Annotated in this window: 12 protein-coding genes; 4 read left to right on the top strand and 8 right to left on the bottom strand. The window is 66.9% G+C overall.

Annotated features, from left to right (window positions below; genetic code table 11):
* Window positions 1-66: 66 nt before the first annotated feature.
* The gene (locus C1932_RS04315) at window positions 67-678 is read left to right on the top strand and encodes a glutathione S-transferase N-terminal domain-containing protein (protein WP_108761329.1); all 612 of its coding nucleotides are present in this window, start codon (window positions 67-69) and stop codon (window positions 676-678) included.
* Window positions 679-745: 67 nt separating this feature from the next.
* Here C1932_RS04315 and C1932_RS04310 read toward each other — a convergent pair whose 3' ends face one another.
* The 6 genes from C1932_RS04310 to C1932_RS04285 form a co-directional block, all read right to left on the bottom strand.
* Window positions 746-1,801 (bottom strand): suppressor of fused domain protein, encoded by a 1,056-nt coding sequence (locus C1932_RS04310; RefSeq protein ID WP_108761328.1) that lies wholly within the window; start codon window positions 1,799-1,801, stop codon window positions 746-748.
* A 43-nt stretch (window positions 1,802-1,844) separates the two neighbouring features.
* Entirely contained in the window at window positions 1,845-2,348 is a 504-nt protein-coding gene (locus C1932_RS04305) for a hypothetical protein (protein ID WP_108761327.1), read from the bottom strand.
* A 189-nt stretch (window positions 2,349-2,537) separates the two neighbouring features.
* Entirely contained in the window at window positions 2,538-4,418 is a 1,881-nt protein-coding gene (prpE, locus tag C1932_RS04300; protein WP_108761326.1) for a propionate--CoA ligase, read from the bottom strand.
* Between the two features lie 706 nt (window positions 4,419-5,124).
* On the bottom strand, window positions 5,125-5,739 hold the full coding sequence (locus C1932_RS04295) for a pseudouridine synthase (protein ID WP_108761325.1): 615 nt from the start codon (window positions 5,737-5,739) through the stop codon (window positions 5,125-5,127).
* A 76-nt stretch (window positions 5,740-5,815) separates the two neighbouring features.
* Window positions 5,816-6,802, bottom strand: a complete 987-nt coding sequence (locus C1932_RS04290; protein ID WP_108748672.1) for a malate dehydrogenase — start codon at window positions 6,800-6,802, stop codon at window positions 5,816-5,818.
* A 118-nt stretch (window positions 6,803-6,920) separates the two neighbouring features.
* Window positions 6,921-7,415: a peptidylprolyl isomerase gene (locus tag C1932_RS04285; protein ID WP_108748671.1), complete on the bottom strand. Its 495-nt coding sequence runs from the start codon at window positions 7,413-7,415 to the stop codon at window positions 6,921-6,923.
* Between the two features lie 221 nt (window positions 7,416-7,636).
* Here C1932_RS04285 and typA point away from each other — a divergent pair, with 221 nt between their 5' ends.
* Genes typA through C1932_RS04270 form a run of 3 tightly spaced genes read left to right on the top strand, consistent with a single transcriptional unit; the run spans window position 7,637 to window position 11,627 of the window.
* Window positions 7,637-9,484 (top strand): translational GTPase TypA, encoded by a 1,848-nt coding sequence (gene typA / locus C1932_RS04280; protein ID WP_108748670.1) that lies wholly within the window; start codon window positions 7,637-7,639, stop codon window positions 9,482-9,484.
* An 11-nt stretch (window positions 9,485-9,495) separates the two neighbouring features.
* On the top strand, window positions 9,496-9,963 hold the full coding sequence (locus C1932_RS04275) for a DUF2127 domain-containing protein (protein WP_108752281.1): 468 nt from the start codon (window positions 9,496-9,498) through the stop codon (window positions 9,961-9,963).
* 41 nt (window positions 9,964-10,004) lie between these two features.
* Complete coding sequence (locus tag C1932_RS04270) at window positions 10,005-11,627, top strand: amidase (protein WP_108761324.1); 1,623 nt, start codon at window positions 10,005-10,007, stop codon at window positions 11,625-11,627.
* A 39-nt stretch (window positions 11,628-11,666) separates the two neighbouring features.
* Here the strand turns inward: C1932_RS04270 and C1932_RS04265 are convergent, their stop codons facing one another.
* Both C1932_RS04265 and C1932_RS04260 read right to left on the bottom strand, forming a co-directional pair.
* Window positions 11,667-12,809, bottom strand: a complete 1,143-nt coding sequence (locus C1932_RS04265; protein WP_108761323.1) for a mechanosensitive ion channel family protein — start codon at window positions 12,807-12,809, stop codon at window positions 11,667-11,669.
* Between the two features lie 550 nt (window positions 12,810-13,359).
* Complete coding sequence (locus tag C1932_RS04260; RefSeq protein ID WP_108761322.1) at window positions 13,360-14,751, bottom strand: 3-deoxy-7-phosphoheptulonate synthase class II; 1,392 nt, start codon at window positions 14,749-14,751, stop codon at window positions 13,360-13,362.
* Window positions 14,752-14,859 lie beyond the last annotated feature (108 nt).

Raw genomic sequence — 14,859 nt, 5'->3', positions numbered from 1 at the left:
CGTTGCCGCCGCTGCCGGGGCTCTGGGATAGTGGGTGTTTCCACCACGCCCTACCCTGGAGTTCCCATGAAGCTGTACAGCAAGCCCGGTGCCTGCTCCACCGCCGACCACATCGCCCTGCAGTGGACCGGCCAGCCGTTCGAAGTGGAACTGCTGAACAAGGACACCCTGAAGGGTCCGGAATTCCTGAAGATCAATCCGGCAGGCGCCGTACCGGCGCTGGTCGATGGCGACTTCGTGCTGGTGCAGAACGCCGCCATCATGGGTTACATCGCCGACAGCTTCCCGCAGGCCGGCCTGGGCGGCGATGGCAGCCCGCGCCAGCGCGCCGAAGCAGCCCGCTGGCTGTCCTTCGTCAATTCCGACGTGCACCCGGCGTTCTCGCCGCTGTTCGCGCCGGGCAAGTTCATTGCCGACGAAGGCCAGTACGATGCGGTCCGTGCCGCCGCCCGCAAGCGCCTGCGCGCGCTGTTCGAAACCGCCGACAAGCAGCTGGCCGACAAGCCCTGGCTGGCAGGTTTCCGCAGCTTCGCCGACCCGTACTTCTACATCACCCTGCGCTGGGCAGCCGGCACCAAGGTGGACCTGTCCGGTCTGGACAACCTGGCCGCCTACAAGGCGCGCATGGACGCCGATGCAGGCGTGCAGGCCGTGCTGAAGGCCGAAGGCCTGGCCTGATGCCAGTGCGGGGTCGGATCCGCCTGCGCAGCAGGCGGCTCCGACCCCATCGGCTTCAGCGGTACGCTCAACCGATCTCGCGGATCACGTTGCCCTTGCCGTCGCGCAGCTGGGTCGGCACCACCTCGATCTGCAGCGCCGCGTTCAGCGGGTAGACCCCGCGCCGCGCCGGAACCGCCGCAGCCGCCTGCAGGCCGGCCTCGTCCAGCACCCAGTACGCGCTGTCCTCGTCGATCCCGCTGGCAGCCTCTGCCCCGCCTGGCGCGAACGTCCACTGCCGTTCACCGCTGACCAGTTCCAGCGGCTTGCCGTGGCGCAGGCGAAGGCCCAGCAGTTCGGCAACGCTGTGCACCTGGCCCGCGCCGAGCACCAGCGTGGTCACGCCGTCCTGCTGGCGCCAGCGCAGCGTCTCGACGAACAGCATGCCGGTGGTCGACCCTTCGCGCTGGCTGCCTTCCTGCACCTGCGCGGCCAGCGCCGGATCATCCAGCAGGTTGCCGCGGTGCAGATCACTGATCCACAGCGGCATCGCCGGCTGCAGCACCTGCAGCACGCCGCGGGTCGACCAGCGCTTGATCGCTTCCATTTCCTCGTCGGTCAAGCCGACCAGCTGCAGGAACTGCAGATGACCGTTGGCGGTGTCGCGCGGCGGCAGCTGCGGGTCGGCCACGAAGGCCAGGTGGCACAGGCGGGTGTCGGTCTCCAGCGCGATCGGGCCGTTGGCATTCAGATGGTGGCCATCCTCGAACACGTTGCCGCTGCCGAACACATAGCGCGCCAGGTTCTGCAGCAGGTTCATCGGCCACACCGGCGGGGTGCTGCCGGCGCTTTCACCGGCACTGGCGGCCAGGCGGAAGGTCAGCTCGAACCCATAGCCACTGACCTGCGCATCGCTGCTTTCCTTCGCATACAGCTCGGAAAAGCCGTAGGTGACGTAGTGCCAATGCGGTTGCGGCGCATCGGCCCAGTACACGCTGATGCCATCCAGCGGATCCTGGCCGCCCAGCGTATGGGGCAGTGCCGTGCCGAAATGCTGCGGCGTCTGCCCGGCATACAGCGGCGCCAGGGCTGCATTGATCGCATCCCAGCCGGGGGTATCGGTGTCGTCGATGTCGTCCTGCACGTGGCGCTTCCCGTGGAAAGAGCAGGCCACTGTACGCCCTGCATCAGCCGGGCACGACCCCGGCGACGGTGGTGGCCAGGCGCGCCTGGGTTTCCTGCCACCAGCGCTGGGCCAGTGCCGGGCTGCGCGCACTGCCCACGGCCGCAAGCAGTTCCGGGCACAGCCGCTCCAGTGCCAGCGCATCCTTGCAGCGTTCGATCTTCAGCTGCAGGAAGTAGCCCTTCAGGCCCAGATGGCGGCGCACCGCCTCGCTCATTGCGTCATACAACTGCTGGTAAAGCGCCGGATCCTGTTCGCGCCCACTGCTGATACCGCGCGCGGGCACCGCGTCGGCGGCGCCGCCGACCACCTCGATCAGACCCATCGCGCTGAGCTGCTGCAGCGCATCCGCTGGCGCACGCAGGCCGTCGAACAGCGCCTGCAGTTCCGTGTCGTTGCGTTGCCCGTCGACCATCAGCAGCAGCGAACGCAGCGCCGCCGGCAGGCGCCGGCCGCGGTCTTCGATTTCCTGGCGGCCAGCGGCCGTCTTGCCATGCAGCAATGCCATGCATCCCCCTTGCCTGGTGCGCCGTATCTGCGCGCCCTGCGGGGCGCGCTCCCCGAGGCCGAGCTTAGCGCATGTTCCGGGGGGTAGAGTCGAGCTCGCTCGACTGCTCTTGGCTGGGCAGTCGAGCAAGCTCGACTCTACCGGGCTGCCAGAAGCAGTCGAGCAAGCTCGACGCTACCGGGGCAGCGGTCAGCGTCCCAGCGCGCGGCGGATCTCTTCCAACGCGCCCGGATCGTCCAGGGTGGACAGATCGCCCGGGTCGCGCTGTTCGGCCAACGCCTGCAGTGAGCGCCGCAGCAGCTTGCCCGAACGGGTCTTGGGCAGTGCGTTGACCACGTGGATGTGCGCCGGCCGCGCCACTGCACCCAGCGAGGCGGTAACGGCGGCCATCATCTCGGCCACCACCGGCGCCGGATCATCGCCCTGCAACCCTTGCTTCAGCGTGACGAACACCAGCGGCACCTGCCCCTTCAGTTCGTCCTTCACCCCGATCACCGCCGCCTCGGCCACCCGCGGATGGCCGGAAATGGCTTCCTCGATCTCACGCGTGCCCAGCCGGTGGCCGGCCACGTTGATCACATCGTCGGTGCGGCCGAGGATGAAGGTGTAGCCATCGTCATCGCGGATCGCCCAGTCCAACGAGCTGTACAGCAGTTCCTTGAAGTGGCTGAAGTAGCTCTGCATGAAGCGTGCATCATCGTTCCACACCGTGCTCATGCAGCCCGGTGGCAGCGGTGGGGTGACGACCAGCACGCCCTTCTGCCCAGCGGCGACTTCTTCACCCGTGTTCTCATCGATCACCTTCATGCGGTAACCGAGGTTGGGGAAGCCCGGCGAGCCGAAGCGCACCGGCTTCATGTCCAGCCCAGGCAGCAGGGTCAGCGCCGGCCAACCGGTTTCGGTCTGCCAGTAGTTGTCGATGATCGGCTTGCCCAGCGCATCGTTGATCCAGTGCGCGGTAGGCTCATCCAGCGGCTCCCCGGCCAGGAACAGGTACTTCAGCGCGTCCAGGTCATGGCGGTGGATGAAGTCGGCATCGTGCTTCTTCAATACGCGGATCGCCGTAGGCGAGGAGAACATCGTGCGCACGCCGTACTGCTCGCACAGCGCCCACCAGATGCCCGGGTCCGGGTTGGTCGGCAGCCCTTCGTACAGCAGTGACGTGCAGCCGCCGATCAGCGGGCCATACACGTTGTAGGAATGGCCCACGGCCCAGCCCACATCCGAGGTGGAGAACATCACCTGGCCCGGACGGCAGTCGAACACCGTTTCCATCGACTGCGCCATGGCCACCGCATAGCCGCCCACATCGCGCTGCACGCCCTTGGGCTTGCCGGTGGTGCCAGAGGTGTAGAGCAGATAGCTGGGCTCGCTCGATTCAAGCCAGGTGACCGGCACATCCACCTCGCCCACCTGCGCGCGCAGTTCGGCGTAGTCCACATCGCGCCCCGGCACGCGTGGTTCGGCAGCATCCAGCCCGCGCGAGACAATCAGCACATGCGGCGGCGGATTGGCCGCCTCGGCACAGGCGGCATCGACCATGCCCTTGTACGGAATGACCTTGCCACCGCGCATGCCGGCGTCGGCGGCGATCAGCAGCTTGGGCTTGGCATCGTCGATGCGCAGCGCCAGGTTGTGCGCGGCAAAGCCACCGAACACCACCGAATGCACCGCGCCGATGCGCGCGCAGGCCAGCATGGCGAATACGGCCTCGGCCATGTTGGGCATGTAGACCACCACCCGGTCGCCCTTGCCCACGCCCAGGTGCTGCAGCACCGCGGCGAAGTCATTCACTTCGCGATGGAGCTGGCGGTAAGTGATCTCGCGGGTGACGTTGGTTTCGGTGGACACCGCCACCAGCGCCAGCTGGTTGGGGCGATCGGCCAGATGGCGATCGACGGCGTTGTAGCAGAGATTGGTTTCACCGCCGACGAACCAGCGGCGGAACGGCGGGTTGCTGTAATCGAGCACCTGCTTTGGCGGGGTATGCCAATGGATGCGCCTGGCTTCCTCGCCCCAGAATGCCTCCGGCTCGTCGATCGAGCGGCGGTAGGTTTCCTCGTAGTTCATGACGCAGCCCTCCCAGACAAAGTCATTGGTTCGAGCATAGTGCCGGGCTGGCGGCCGGGCCGCCCTACCTTGGTAGGGGGTGGGTGTGTTCTGCAGGGCTTGCAGCCCTGCACCTGCTTGGAGCAACGGCAAAGGCAACGGCAAAAGCAGGGTGTCCGTGGGATGGCGGGGTGGGTCCGGTTGCGGGGGACGCCGCAGGTACGTCCCTGTAGGCTTGGCCGCGGCATCCATGCCGCGGACACCCCCGCAACCGGCCCCACCCCGCCTTCGACAGTTTCCTGCGATCTGTCGGAACGGCATTCTGCTCTGGTAGGTGTCGACCTTGGTCGACACGAATGAATTCATTCGATCAAGAGGCGGGGCGGCGTGGGGTCGGATTCCGTTGCTGCGCAACGGGCTCTGACCCCAGAAGTATTTCGATATCTGACAGATGTGTCGACCAAGGTCGACACCTACCAACAGCCGCGCGGAACGACAGGCGCCGTTGCCAACAGCCGCGTGAACCTGTCAGAGGCGGGGCGGTGTGGGCTTGCAGGACCGCAGGCGCCATGGATGGCGCCTACGAGCCCCCATGGACGGGTTTACGGCGTGTCCTGCAAGCCCACACCGCCCCGCCATCCCACGGAATGCCCGCCTTTGCTGTTGCTTCAGTCGAGCATGGCTCGACTCTACAGCAGGTGCAGGGCTGCAAGCCCTGCCGAAGCCCCTAGAACGGCGCAGCGGACTCGAACGCCAGCGCAGCACCCGTTACCGGATGCGTGAACGCCAACGCGCACGCATGCAGATGCACCCGCTGCGCCAGCGCGGCGCCATACAACACGTCACCGACGATGGGATGGCCAAGACTGGCCATGTGCAGGCGCAACTGATGGCTGCGGCCGGTCACCGGCTCCAACGCCACGCGCGTGGTGCCCGCCTCCACATCGCGCGCCAACACCTGCCAGCGCGTCAGTGCCGGCTTGCCGCGCGCGTGGTCGACCATCTGCTTCGGCCGGTTCGGCCAATCCACGATCAACGGCAGGTCCACGTAACCGGCATCGTCGGCCAGCAGGCCCTGCAGCACGGCCTCGTAACGCTTGCCCACCTGCCGTTGCTCGAACTGCATCGACAACGCCGCCTGCATCGCCTTGCCGCGCGCATGCAGCAGCAGGCCCGACGTCACCTGGTCCAGCCGGTGCACGGTCAGTGCATCCGGGCATACCGCCTGCAGGCGTGTGACCACGCAGTCCTGGTTTTCCTCGCTGCGGCCCGGCACGGACAGCAGGCCGGCCGGCTTCTCGGCCAGCAGCAGCGCTTCATCGATGTAATGCAGGTGAATCATCGGTGTCCGTAGTCATTCAAACGAAAACGGGGAAGCCGAAGCTTCCCCGTTTTCTGCGTACCGGCCTAGGCCCGTATCAGCCCAGCAGGTGGGCCACGCCGGAGCGCTCTTCTTCCAGCTCGGCCAAGGTCTTGTCGATGTACTTCTGGCTGAAGTCGTCGATCGGCAGATCCTTCACCAGGGTGTACTTGCCGTTTTCGGTGGTCACGGCGAAGCCGAAGATCACGCCTTCCGGAATGCCGTAGGAACCGTCGGACGGCACACCCATGGTCACCCACTTGCCGTTGCTGCCCAGCACCCAGTCACGCACGTGGTCGATGGCGGCGTTGGCAGCCGAAGCGGCCGAGGACGAGCCACGGGCTTCGATGATGGCCGCGCCGCGCTTGCCCACGGTCGGGATGAAGGTGTTGGCGTTCCACTCCTGGTCGTTGATCGCATCGGCGATGGAGGCACCATCGGCGGTGGCGAAACGGTAGTCCGGGTACATGGTCGGGCTGTGGTTGCCCCACACCACCAGCTTTTCCATGCCGCCAACCGGCTTGCCCAGCTTGTTCGACAGCTGGCTCAGGGCGCGGTTGTGGTCCAGACGCAGCATGGCGGTGAAGTTTTCCGGCTTCAGGTCCGGGGCCGACTTCATGGCGATGTAGGCGTTGGTGTTGGCCGGGTTGCCGACCACCAGCACCTTCACGTCACGGCTGGCGACCTTGTTCAGCGCCGCGCCCTGGGCGGTGAAGATCTTGGCGTTTTCCAGCAGCAGGTCCTTGCGCTCCATGCCCGGGCCGCGCGGACGCGCGCCGACCAGCAGGGCGATGTCGGCGTCCTTGAACGCCACTTCGGCGTCGTCGGTGCCGACCATGCCGGCCAGCAGCGGGAAGGCGCAGTCTTCCAGCTCCATCATCACGCCCTTCAGGGCGGCCTGGGCCTTGTCCACCGGCAGTTCCAGCAGCTGCAGGATGACCGGCTGGTCCTTGCCCAGCATTTCGCCGGAGGCGATGCGGAACAGCAGGGCGTAGCCGATCTGGCCGGCAGCGCCGGTCACGGCAACACGAACGGGTGCTTTCATGGGGGTTTCCTCTTGCTTGCAAGCGTTGGATAGGACGCCGCGGGCGTGGCCACGCAGGCCTGGCGGGCGGCGGGGAACGTGGAAACGGCCACCCGTGGGTGGCCGTTTCAAAGGGGAATCAGGCGGCGAGGATCTTGTTCCACTCGGCCACGCGATCAGCCTTGGCGGCCAGCGCGGCGTCGACATCGCCTTCCAGGGTGATCGAATGGATCACGTCGCCCTGCTTGACCGAATCCACGATGGCCTGGCCTTCCAGCACCTTGCCGAACACGGTGTGGCGGCCGTCCAGCCAATCGGTCTTGATGTGGGTGATGAAGAACTGGCTGCCGTTGGTGTTCGGGCCGGCATTGGCCATCGACAGCGAACCGACCTCGTGCTTCACGCCGTTGTTGGTTTCGTCTTCGAACTTGTAGCCCGGGCCGCCGGTGCCGCGACCCTGCGGGCAGCCGCCCTGGATCATGAAGTCGGCGATCACGCGGTGGAAGATCAGGCCGTCATAGAAGCCCTGCTTGACCAGGTTCACGAAGTTGGCCACGGTCAGCGGCGCCTTGTCGGCGAACAGCTCGACCTTGATCGGGCCCTGGGTGGTGTCGAAAGTGGCGATGAGGGACATGAAGATCCTTGATGCAAAGGGGAACGCGTCTAGCCACCTAGTTTACACCCGCCCCGCGGCGCTGGCGGCTTCGACCATCGGCGCAGCCCCGGGCCCCCGTTCAGGCCACAGCTGAATGGGGCTCAGGCGGTCCTGCAACATGGGTTTTCGCCAAGCGTCAAGTTAGACGTATAATGTTGGACTTCTTTTTCCAAATCCGGCGCCGACTGGCCCCCTTTCGCATGTCCATCGAAAATCTTCGCAACATCGCCATCGTCGCCCACGTCGACCATGGCAAGACCACCCTGGTCGACCAGCTGCTGAAGCAGTCCGGCACCCTGTCCGAGCGCACCGTCCTCGCCGAGCGCGTGATGGACAGCAACGACCAGGAAAAGGAACGCGGCATCACCATCCTGGCCAAGAACACGGCCATCACCTGGGAAGACAAGAAGACCGGTATCAAGAACCGGATCAACATCGTCGACACCCCGGGGCACGCCGACTTCGGCGGCGAGGTCGAGCGCGTGCTGTCGATGGTCGACACCGTGCTGATCCTGGTCGACGCGATGGACGGCCCGATGCCGCAGACCCGCTTCGTTACCCAGAAGGCCTTCGCGATGGGCTTCAAGCCGATCGTGGTGGTCAACAAGGTTGACCGCCCGGGCTCGCGTCCGGAGTGGGTGATCGACCAGGTCTTCGACCTGTTCGACAAGCTGGGCGCCACCAACGAGCAGCTGGACTTCCCGATCGTCTACGCCTCGGCCCTGAACGGCTATGCTGGCCTGGAAGACACCGTGCGCGACGGCGACATGACCCCGCTGTACGAAGCGATCATGCAGCACGCGCCGAAGCCGGAAGTCGATCCGGAAGGCGCCTTCCAGATGCGCATCAGCCAGCTGGACTACAACAACTTCGTGGGCGTCATCGGCATCGGCCGCATCCAGCGCGGCACCCTGAAGAAGAACATGCAGGTCGCGGTCATCGACCGTGAGGGCAAGAAGCGCAACGGCAAGGTCGCGCAGGTGCTGGGCTTCCTGGGCCTGGAGCGCATCGAGCAGGACACTGCCGAAGCCGGTGACATCGTCGCCATCTCCGGTATTCCGGAGCTGACCATCTCCGACACCCTGTGCCACCCGGACACCCCGGAAGCGCTGCCGGCCCTGACCGTCGACGAGCCGACCATCTCGATGACCTTCCAGGTGAACAACTCGCCGTTCGCCGGCAACAAGGATCTGTCCGGTGGCAAGTTCCTGACCAGCCGCCAGATCAAGGACCGCCTGGACCGTGAAAAGGTCCACAACGTGGCCCTGAAGGTCGAACAGCTGGAAGACGCCGACAAGTTCCTGGTCTCCGGCCGTGGCGAACTGCACCTGTCGGTGCTGATCGAGAACATGCGTCGCGAAGGCTACGAGCTGGCCGTGTCGCGCCCGGAAGTGATCATCAAGGAAATCGACGGCCAGATGATGGAGCCGATCGAGCAGCTGGTGGTGGACATCGAAGAAGTGCACCAGGGCGGCGTGATGGAAAAGCTGGGCACCCGCAAGGGCCAGCTGAAGAACATGGAGCCGGACGGCAAGGGCCGCGTGCGCCTGGAATACTCGATCCCGGCCCGTGGCCTGATCGGTTTCCAGAACGAGTTCAAGACCCTCACCCAGGGTTCGGGCCTGCTGTTCCACGTGTTCGACCACTACGGTCCGAAGGAACAGGGCGCCATCGCCAAGCGCATCAACGGCGTGATGATCGCCAATGCGCCGGGCGTCACCCCCGCCTACTCGCTGGGCCCGCTGCAGGAACGCGGCAAGCTCTTCGCTGCTGAAGGCGACAACGTGTATGAAGGTCAGCTGGTCGGTATCCACTCCAAGGACAACGACCTGACCGTCAACGCGATCAAGACCAAGCCGCTGACCAACATGCGCGCTTCGGGCAAGGACGATGCGATCCAGCTGACCCCGGCGATCAAGTACTCGCTGGAACAGGCCCTGGACTTCATCGAAGACGACGAGCTGGTCGAGATCACCCCGAAGGAGATCCGTCTGCGCAAGAAGTTCCTGACCGAAAGCGACCGCAAGAAGGCCTCGCGCGGCGGCTGAGCCAGCAGACCGTGAGCCAGAACGGCTACAACCCGGATCCGCATCGGCATCCGGGTCTCCATGTCATCGCCCTGCTCGAAGCGAGCAAGGCGATGCTGGCGTTGTTGGCCGCGACCGGGCTGGAAATGCTCGGTCCGCAGCCGCTTCGCGACGGGGTCAATGCCCTGATCCGGCGTTTCAGTCTGGACCCGGATCACGGCACCCTGCCCTCGCTGTTGAACATGATCAGTCCCGACGCGGTGCACCTGGCCGCGGCGGCGATGATCGGCTACGGCCTGCTGCACCTGGTCGAAGCCTGGGGCCTGTGGAAGGCCAAGGCCTGGGCCTCGTGGCTGGGCTGCCTGACCGCCTCGATCTACCTGCCCTTCGATATCTACGCGATCATCCGCCACCCGGGCTGGGCCTCGGGCAGCGTACTGGCCATCAACCTGGTGGTCGTCTACGTGCTGGCGCGCGACCTGCGCAAGCGCAAGCGCTGAGCAGCGGCTAGACTGGCCGCCGGAGCCTCGCACGCCCAGCCATGCGCCTGTCCCTGCCGACCCTGCCCAGCTGTCTGATCCTCGTCCTGGCGGCACTGTCCAGTGCAGGCTGCAGCGCGCCCGCGCCCAGCGCCCATGCCGCCGAACCTGCGGCCAGCAGCGCGCCCTTCCCCTACGCCGAAACCGACGTGGCCGACCTGCAGGCGCGCATGGTGTCCGGCGAACTGGACAGCGTCACCCTTACCGGTGCCTACCTGCAGCGCATCGCCGCGCTGGACCGCGCCGGGCCGCGCCTGCGTGCGGTCATCGAGCTCAATCCCGATGCCTTGAAGGAAGCCGGCGAGCGTGACCGCGAACGCCGCAGCGGGCGCCTGCGCGGCCCCCTGCACGGCATCCCGGTGCTGCTGAAGGACAACATCAACGCCGCGCCCATGGCCACCAGCGCCGGCTCACTGGCCCTGCAGGGCTTCCGCCCGGGCGATGCCTACCTGGTGCGGCGCCTGCGCGAGGCCGGCGCCGTGGTGCTGGGCAAGACCAACCTGAGCGAGTGGGCGAACTTCCGCGATGCCAACTCGGTATCCGGCTGGAGCGCACGCGGCGGCCAGACCCGCAACCCCTACCGGCTCAGCCATTCCCCCTGCGGTTCCAGCAGCGGCAGTGCGGTAGCCGTGGCCGCCAATCTGGGCAGCGTTGCCATCGGCACCGAAACCGACGGCAGCATCGTCTGCCCGGCCGCGATCAATGGCGTGGTCGGGCTGAAGCCCACCGTCGGTCTGGTCAGCCGCGAGGGCATCATCCCGATCAGCTTCAGCCAGGACACGGCCGGGCCGATGACCCGCAGCGTGGCCGATGCGGCCGCCGTACTCACCGCCATTGCCGGTCGCGATGCGGCCGATCCGGCCACCGCCACCATGCCTGGCCGGGCCGTCTACGACTACACCGCCCGGCTGGACCCGGACGGCCTGCGCGGCAAGCGCATCGGGCTGCTGCAGACGCCGCTGTCGCAGTACCCCGGCATGGCCCCGCTGATGCAGCACGCGGCGGCGGAACTGCGCCGCGCCGGCGCCGTGGTGGTGCCGGTGCAACTGCCCAACGCCGGCGCCTGGGCCGACGCCGAGCGCCTGGTGCTGCTGTACGAGTTCAAGGCCGGGCTGGAGCGCTACTTCACCACCTACCACGCACCGCTGCGCAGCCTGTCCGAACTGATCGCCTTCAACCAGGCCAACCGCGGGCAGGAACTGGGCCGCTTCGGCCAATCGCTGCTGGAGGAAGCCAACGCGACCCCGGGCCTGTCCGACCCCGCCTACATCCGCGCGCGCAGCGATGCCCGGCGCCTGGCGGGCCCGGAAGGCATCGATGCCACACTGGCCGCACAACGGCTGGACGCCCTGGTGGCGCCCACCACCGGCACCGCCTGGCCGCTGCGCAGCCGTGGCGACGATTTCCCGGGCGAGAGCTACAGCGTCGCCGCCGTGGCCGGCTACCCCAGCCTGACCGTGCCGATGGGGCAGATCGATGGCCTGCCGGCGGGCCTGCTGTTCATGGGCACCGCGTGGAGCGAACCGAAGCTGATCGAAATGGGCTATGCGTACGAACAGCGCACCCGCGCGCGCCGGCCGCCGCACTTCGATACCGATGCCCTGATCGACACCGGCGATCCCTGATCGCCCGACGCCGCCGCGTTCACCGGGCATGGCCCGGCGCTACCGCTCCGGCAGCGATTCCACCGGCACGATGGCGGCCTCGCCATCCTCGGCACCAGGCGAACGCACATCGGCAGTACGCGCGCGTGGCCCACGCGGCATGTCCATCTCATCATCCTGGTGCAGCCGTGCCCGCACCTGCGGCAGCGCCTGCGGGTGTTCACGGGCCAGGAAATCCAGCATGCGCTCGCGCACCAGGCAGCGCAGATCGAACGCGTCGCCGGAATTGCGCGCACTGACCAGCAGACGCACCTGGATCGCCCGTTCGCTGGTTTCGGTCACCTGGGTCACGCAGACACGACCATCCCACAGCGCCTCGCCGCGACAGATCCGCTCCAGCTCGGTACGGATCGCCGCGATGGGCGCGCGATAGTCCAGCCACAGGAAGGCCGTGCCGAGCAGATCGGCACTGCGCCGCGTCCAGTTCTGGAACGGGTGCTCGATGAACCAGGTCAACGGCACCACCATGCGCCGCTCGTCCCAGATGCGCACCACCACGTAGCTGCTGCCGATCTCTTCGATGCGGCCCCACTCACCTTCCACGATCACCACGTCGTCCAGCCGGATCGGCTGGGTGAGGGCAATCTGCAGGCCGGCAATCAGGTTGCCGAACACCGGCTTGGCCGCGATACCGGCAACCAGGCCGATCAAGCCCGCCGACGCCAGCAGCGCGGTGCCGATCTTCTGCACCATCGGGAAAGTGAGCAGCACCAGCGATGCGCCGAGCACGATGATGCCGCCCATCAGCACGCGACTGAGCACGCGCGTCTGGGTCTGGATACGCCGCGCCTCCAGGTTGTCGGACACATCGATTGGATGGCTGCGCAGGATCGCGCGTTCGCCGGCCGCCACGCCCCGCACCAGCAGCCAGATGAAGCAGGCCGTCAGGCCGATATGCACGCCACGCAGGACCTGGTCCAGCATGCGCTCGGGCAATGGCGTGGCCTGCAGCGCGGGCACCAGCAGCAACAGCGGCAACGCCATCGCCAACGGCGGCCCGATCACCCGACCGATGCGCGCGCGCCGCCGGTCGCGCCCGCGCAGGCGGCGATACAGGGCCAGTACGCCCCACGCGGCCAGGCCGCCGAGCAGCAGCGCCGCACCGATCGGCCACAGATAGTCCTGCACATGTTGCCAGCCCACCGCAGACCCTCGCTCATTGCATGAACCCACAGGGTCGCGCAGGCGGCATGAGCATCACGTCAGCGGGTGGGGTTTGATGCAGGGCCTGCGGCCCTGCAACTGCCTGGAGCAACGTCAACAGCAACGTCAAAAGCGTGCATTCCGTGGGATGGCGGGGCGGGTCCGGTTGCGGGGGACGCCGTAAACCCGTCCATCGGGGCTTAGCCGCACCATCCATGGCGCGGATACCCCCGCAACCGGACCCACCCCGCCTTCGACAGATTTCCGCGGTCTGGTAGATCCACGCCATGCGTGGATGAATCTCAATCGGAATCGAAATGAATCCGGGATCCGACCCCGTGCCGGTCCAACAGATCGCGTGAACCTGTCAGAGGCGGGGCGGTGTCGCAGTGCGGGGTGTCCGCCGCATGGATGCGGCGGCCAAGCCTACACGGACGTACTTGCGGCGTCCCCGCACTGCGACACCGCCCCGCCCACTCGCGGAAAACCCGCTTTTGCCGTTGACGTTGATTCGGCAGGTGCAGGGCTGCAAGCCCTGCCGAAAAACCCCTTACCGCGCCTGTTCCTGCTTGCGCACGATCGCCATCGCGATCTCCAGCGACTGTTCGTAGTTCAGGCGCGGGTCCACCGTCGAGCGGTAGGCGCGCTCCAGATCGCGCTCGGTCAGCTCACGCGCACCGCCGGTGCATTCGGTCACATCCTCACCGGTCAGCTCCAGGTGCACACCGCCCAGCCGCGTGCCCGCCGCCGCATGCAGATCGAAGGACAGTTCCACTTCGCTGCGCACATTGTCGAAGCGACGCGTCTTGAAGCCATTGGCCGTGCTTTCGGTGTTGCCATGCATGGCATCGCACACCCACAGCACGCGGCGGCCATCGCGCTTCACCGCATCCAGCAGCGGCGGCAGCTTTTCCGCAATCTGCGCCGCGCCCATGCGGTGGATGAAACTCAGGCGGCCCGGTTCGTCCTCGGGGTTCAGCACATCGATCAAGCGTAGCAACTGGTCCGGCTGCACCGACGGGCCCACCTTGATCGCGATCGGATTGCGCACCCCGCGCAGGTACTCCACGTGCGCGCCGTCCAGCGCCGCTGTGCGCATGCCGATCCACGGGTAGTGCGTGCTCAGGTTCAACCAGCCCTGCTGGCGCGGCACCTGCCGGGTCAGCGCCTGCTCGTAGGGCAGCAGCAGCGCTTCGTGCGAGGTGTAGAAATCAATGCGGTTGAGGTTGTGGACGCGGGCCCCGGCCAGGGTTTCCATGAAGTGCACGGCGTCGCCGATCGAGGCCACCATCTTCTGGTACTCGGCAGCCAACGGCGAATGCCGCACCCAGTCCAGGTTCCAGTACTCGGGGTGGTGCAGATCGGCGAAGCCGCCATCGATCAGCGCACGCACGAAGTTCATCGTCATCGCCGAATGCGCGTGGGCCTGCAGCATCCGCTTCGGGTCCGGCAGCCGCGCCGCTTCGGTGAAGGCCGGCGCGTTGATCACATCGCCGCGGTAGCTGGGCAGGGTCACGCCGTCGCGGGTCTCGGTGTCGGCCGAGCGCGGCTTGGCGTACTGGCCGGCAAAGCGACCCACGCGGATCACCGGCTGGCGCAGGCCGTGCACCAGCACCAGGCTCATCTGCAGCAGCACCTTCAGCCGGTTGGAAATCGTGCCTGATTCGCAGTCGCTGAAGTTCTCGGCGCAGTCGCCACCCTGCAGCAGGAAGCGCTTGCCTTCCTGCGCGTCGGCCAGCTGCTGCTTCAACGCCAGGATCTCCCAGGAGGTCACCAGCGGCGGCAGGCGCTTGAGCTCGTGCAGGGCGGCATCCAGCGCCACCGGGTCCGGGTAGGTCGGCATCTGCAGCGCGGTCTTGCCGCGCCAGCTTTCCGGCGACCAGGCAGCGCCCACGGCGGCGGTGGCAGGGTCAGCGGCAGGCGTAACGGCGGACAGGCTCATTGCGGACATCCGGAGGAACAAGAGGGGGACGTTCATGGTCGCAGAGGGCGCGGCTGACGCAAAGCACCTGGCCCGGGCCGGCCAGCTGAACGGCACAGAAAGCGCATG

The sequence above is a fragment of the Stenotrophomonas sp. YAU14D1_LEIMI4_1 genome, assembly GCF_003086815.1.
Taxonomy (GTDB): Bacteria; Pseudomonadota; Gammaproteobacteria; order Xanthomonadales; family Xanthomonadaceae; genus Stenotrophomonas.
This window is presented reverse-complemented; position numbering and strand designations above follow the sequence as displayed.

Bases quoted from the DNA above. Each gene is read 5' to 3' on its own strand.
- prpE (WP_108761326.1), bottom strand. From the start codon at position 4,418: ATGAACTACGAGGAAACCTACCGCCGCTCGATCGACGAGCCGGAGGCA.
- C1932_RS04270 (WP_108761324.1), top strand. From the start codon at position 10,005: ATGCGCCTGTCCCTGCCGACCCTGCCCAGCTGTCTGATCCTCGTCCTG.
- C1932_RS04285 (WP_108748671.1), bottom strand. From the start codon at position 7,415: ATGTCCCTCATCGCCACTTTCGACACCACCCAGGGCCCGATCAAGGTC.
- C1932_RS04295 (WP_108761325.1), bottom strand. From the start codon at position 5,739: ATGATTCACCTGCATTACATCGATGAAGCGCTGCTGCTGGCCGAGAAG.
- C1932_RS04315 (WP_108761329.1), top strand. From the start codon at position 67: ATGAAGCTGTACAGCAAGCCCGGTGCCTGCTCCACCGCCGACCACATC.
- C1932_RS04260 (WP_108761322.1), bottom strand. From the start codon at position 14,751: ATGAGCCTGTCCGCCGTTACGCCTGCCGCTGACCCTGCCACCGCCGCC.
- C1932_RS04305 (WP_108761327.1), bottom strand. From the start codon at position 2,348: ATGGCATTGCTGCATGGCAAGACGGCCGCTGGCCGCCAGGAAATCGAA.
- typA (WP_108748670.1), top strand. From the start codon at position 7,637: ATGTCCATCGAAAATCTTCGCAACATCGCCATCGTCGCCCACGTCGAC.
- C1932_RS04290 (WP_108748672.1), bottom strand. From the start codon at position 6,802: ATGAAAGCACCCGTTCGTGTTGCCGTGACCGGCGCTGCCGGCCAGATC.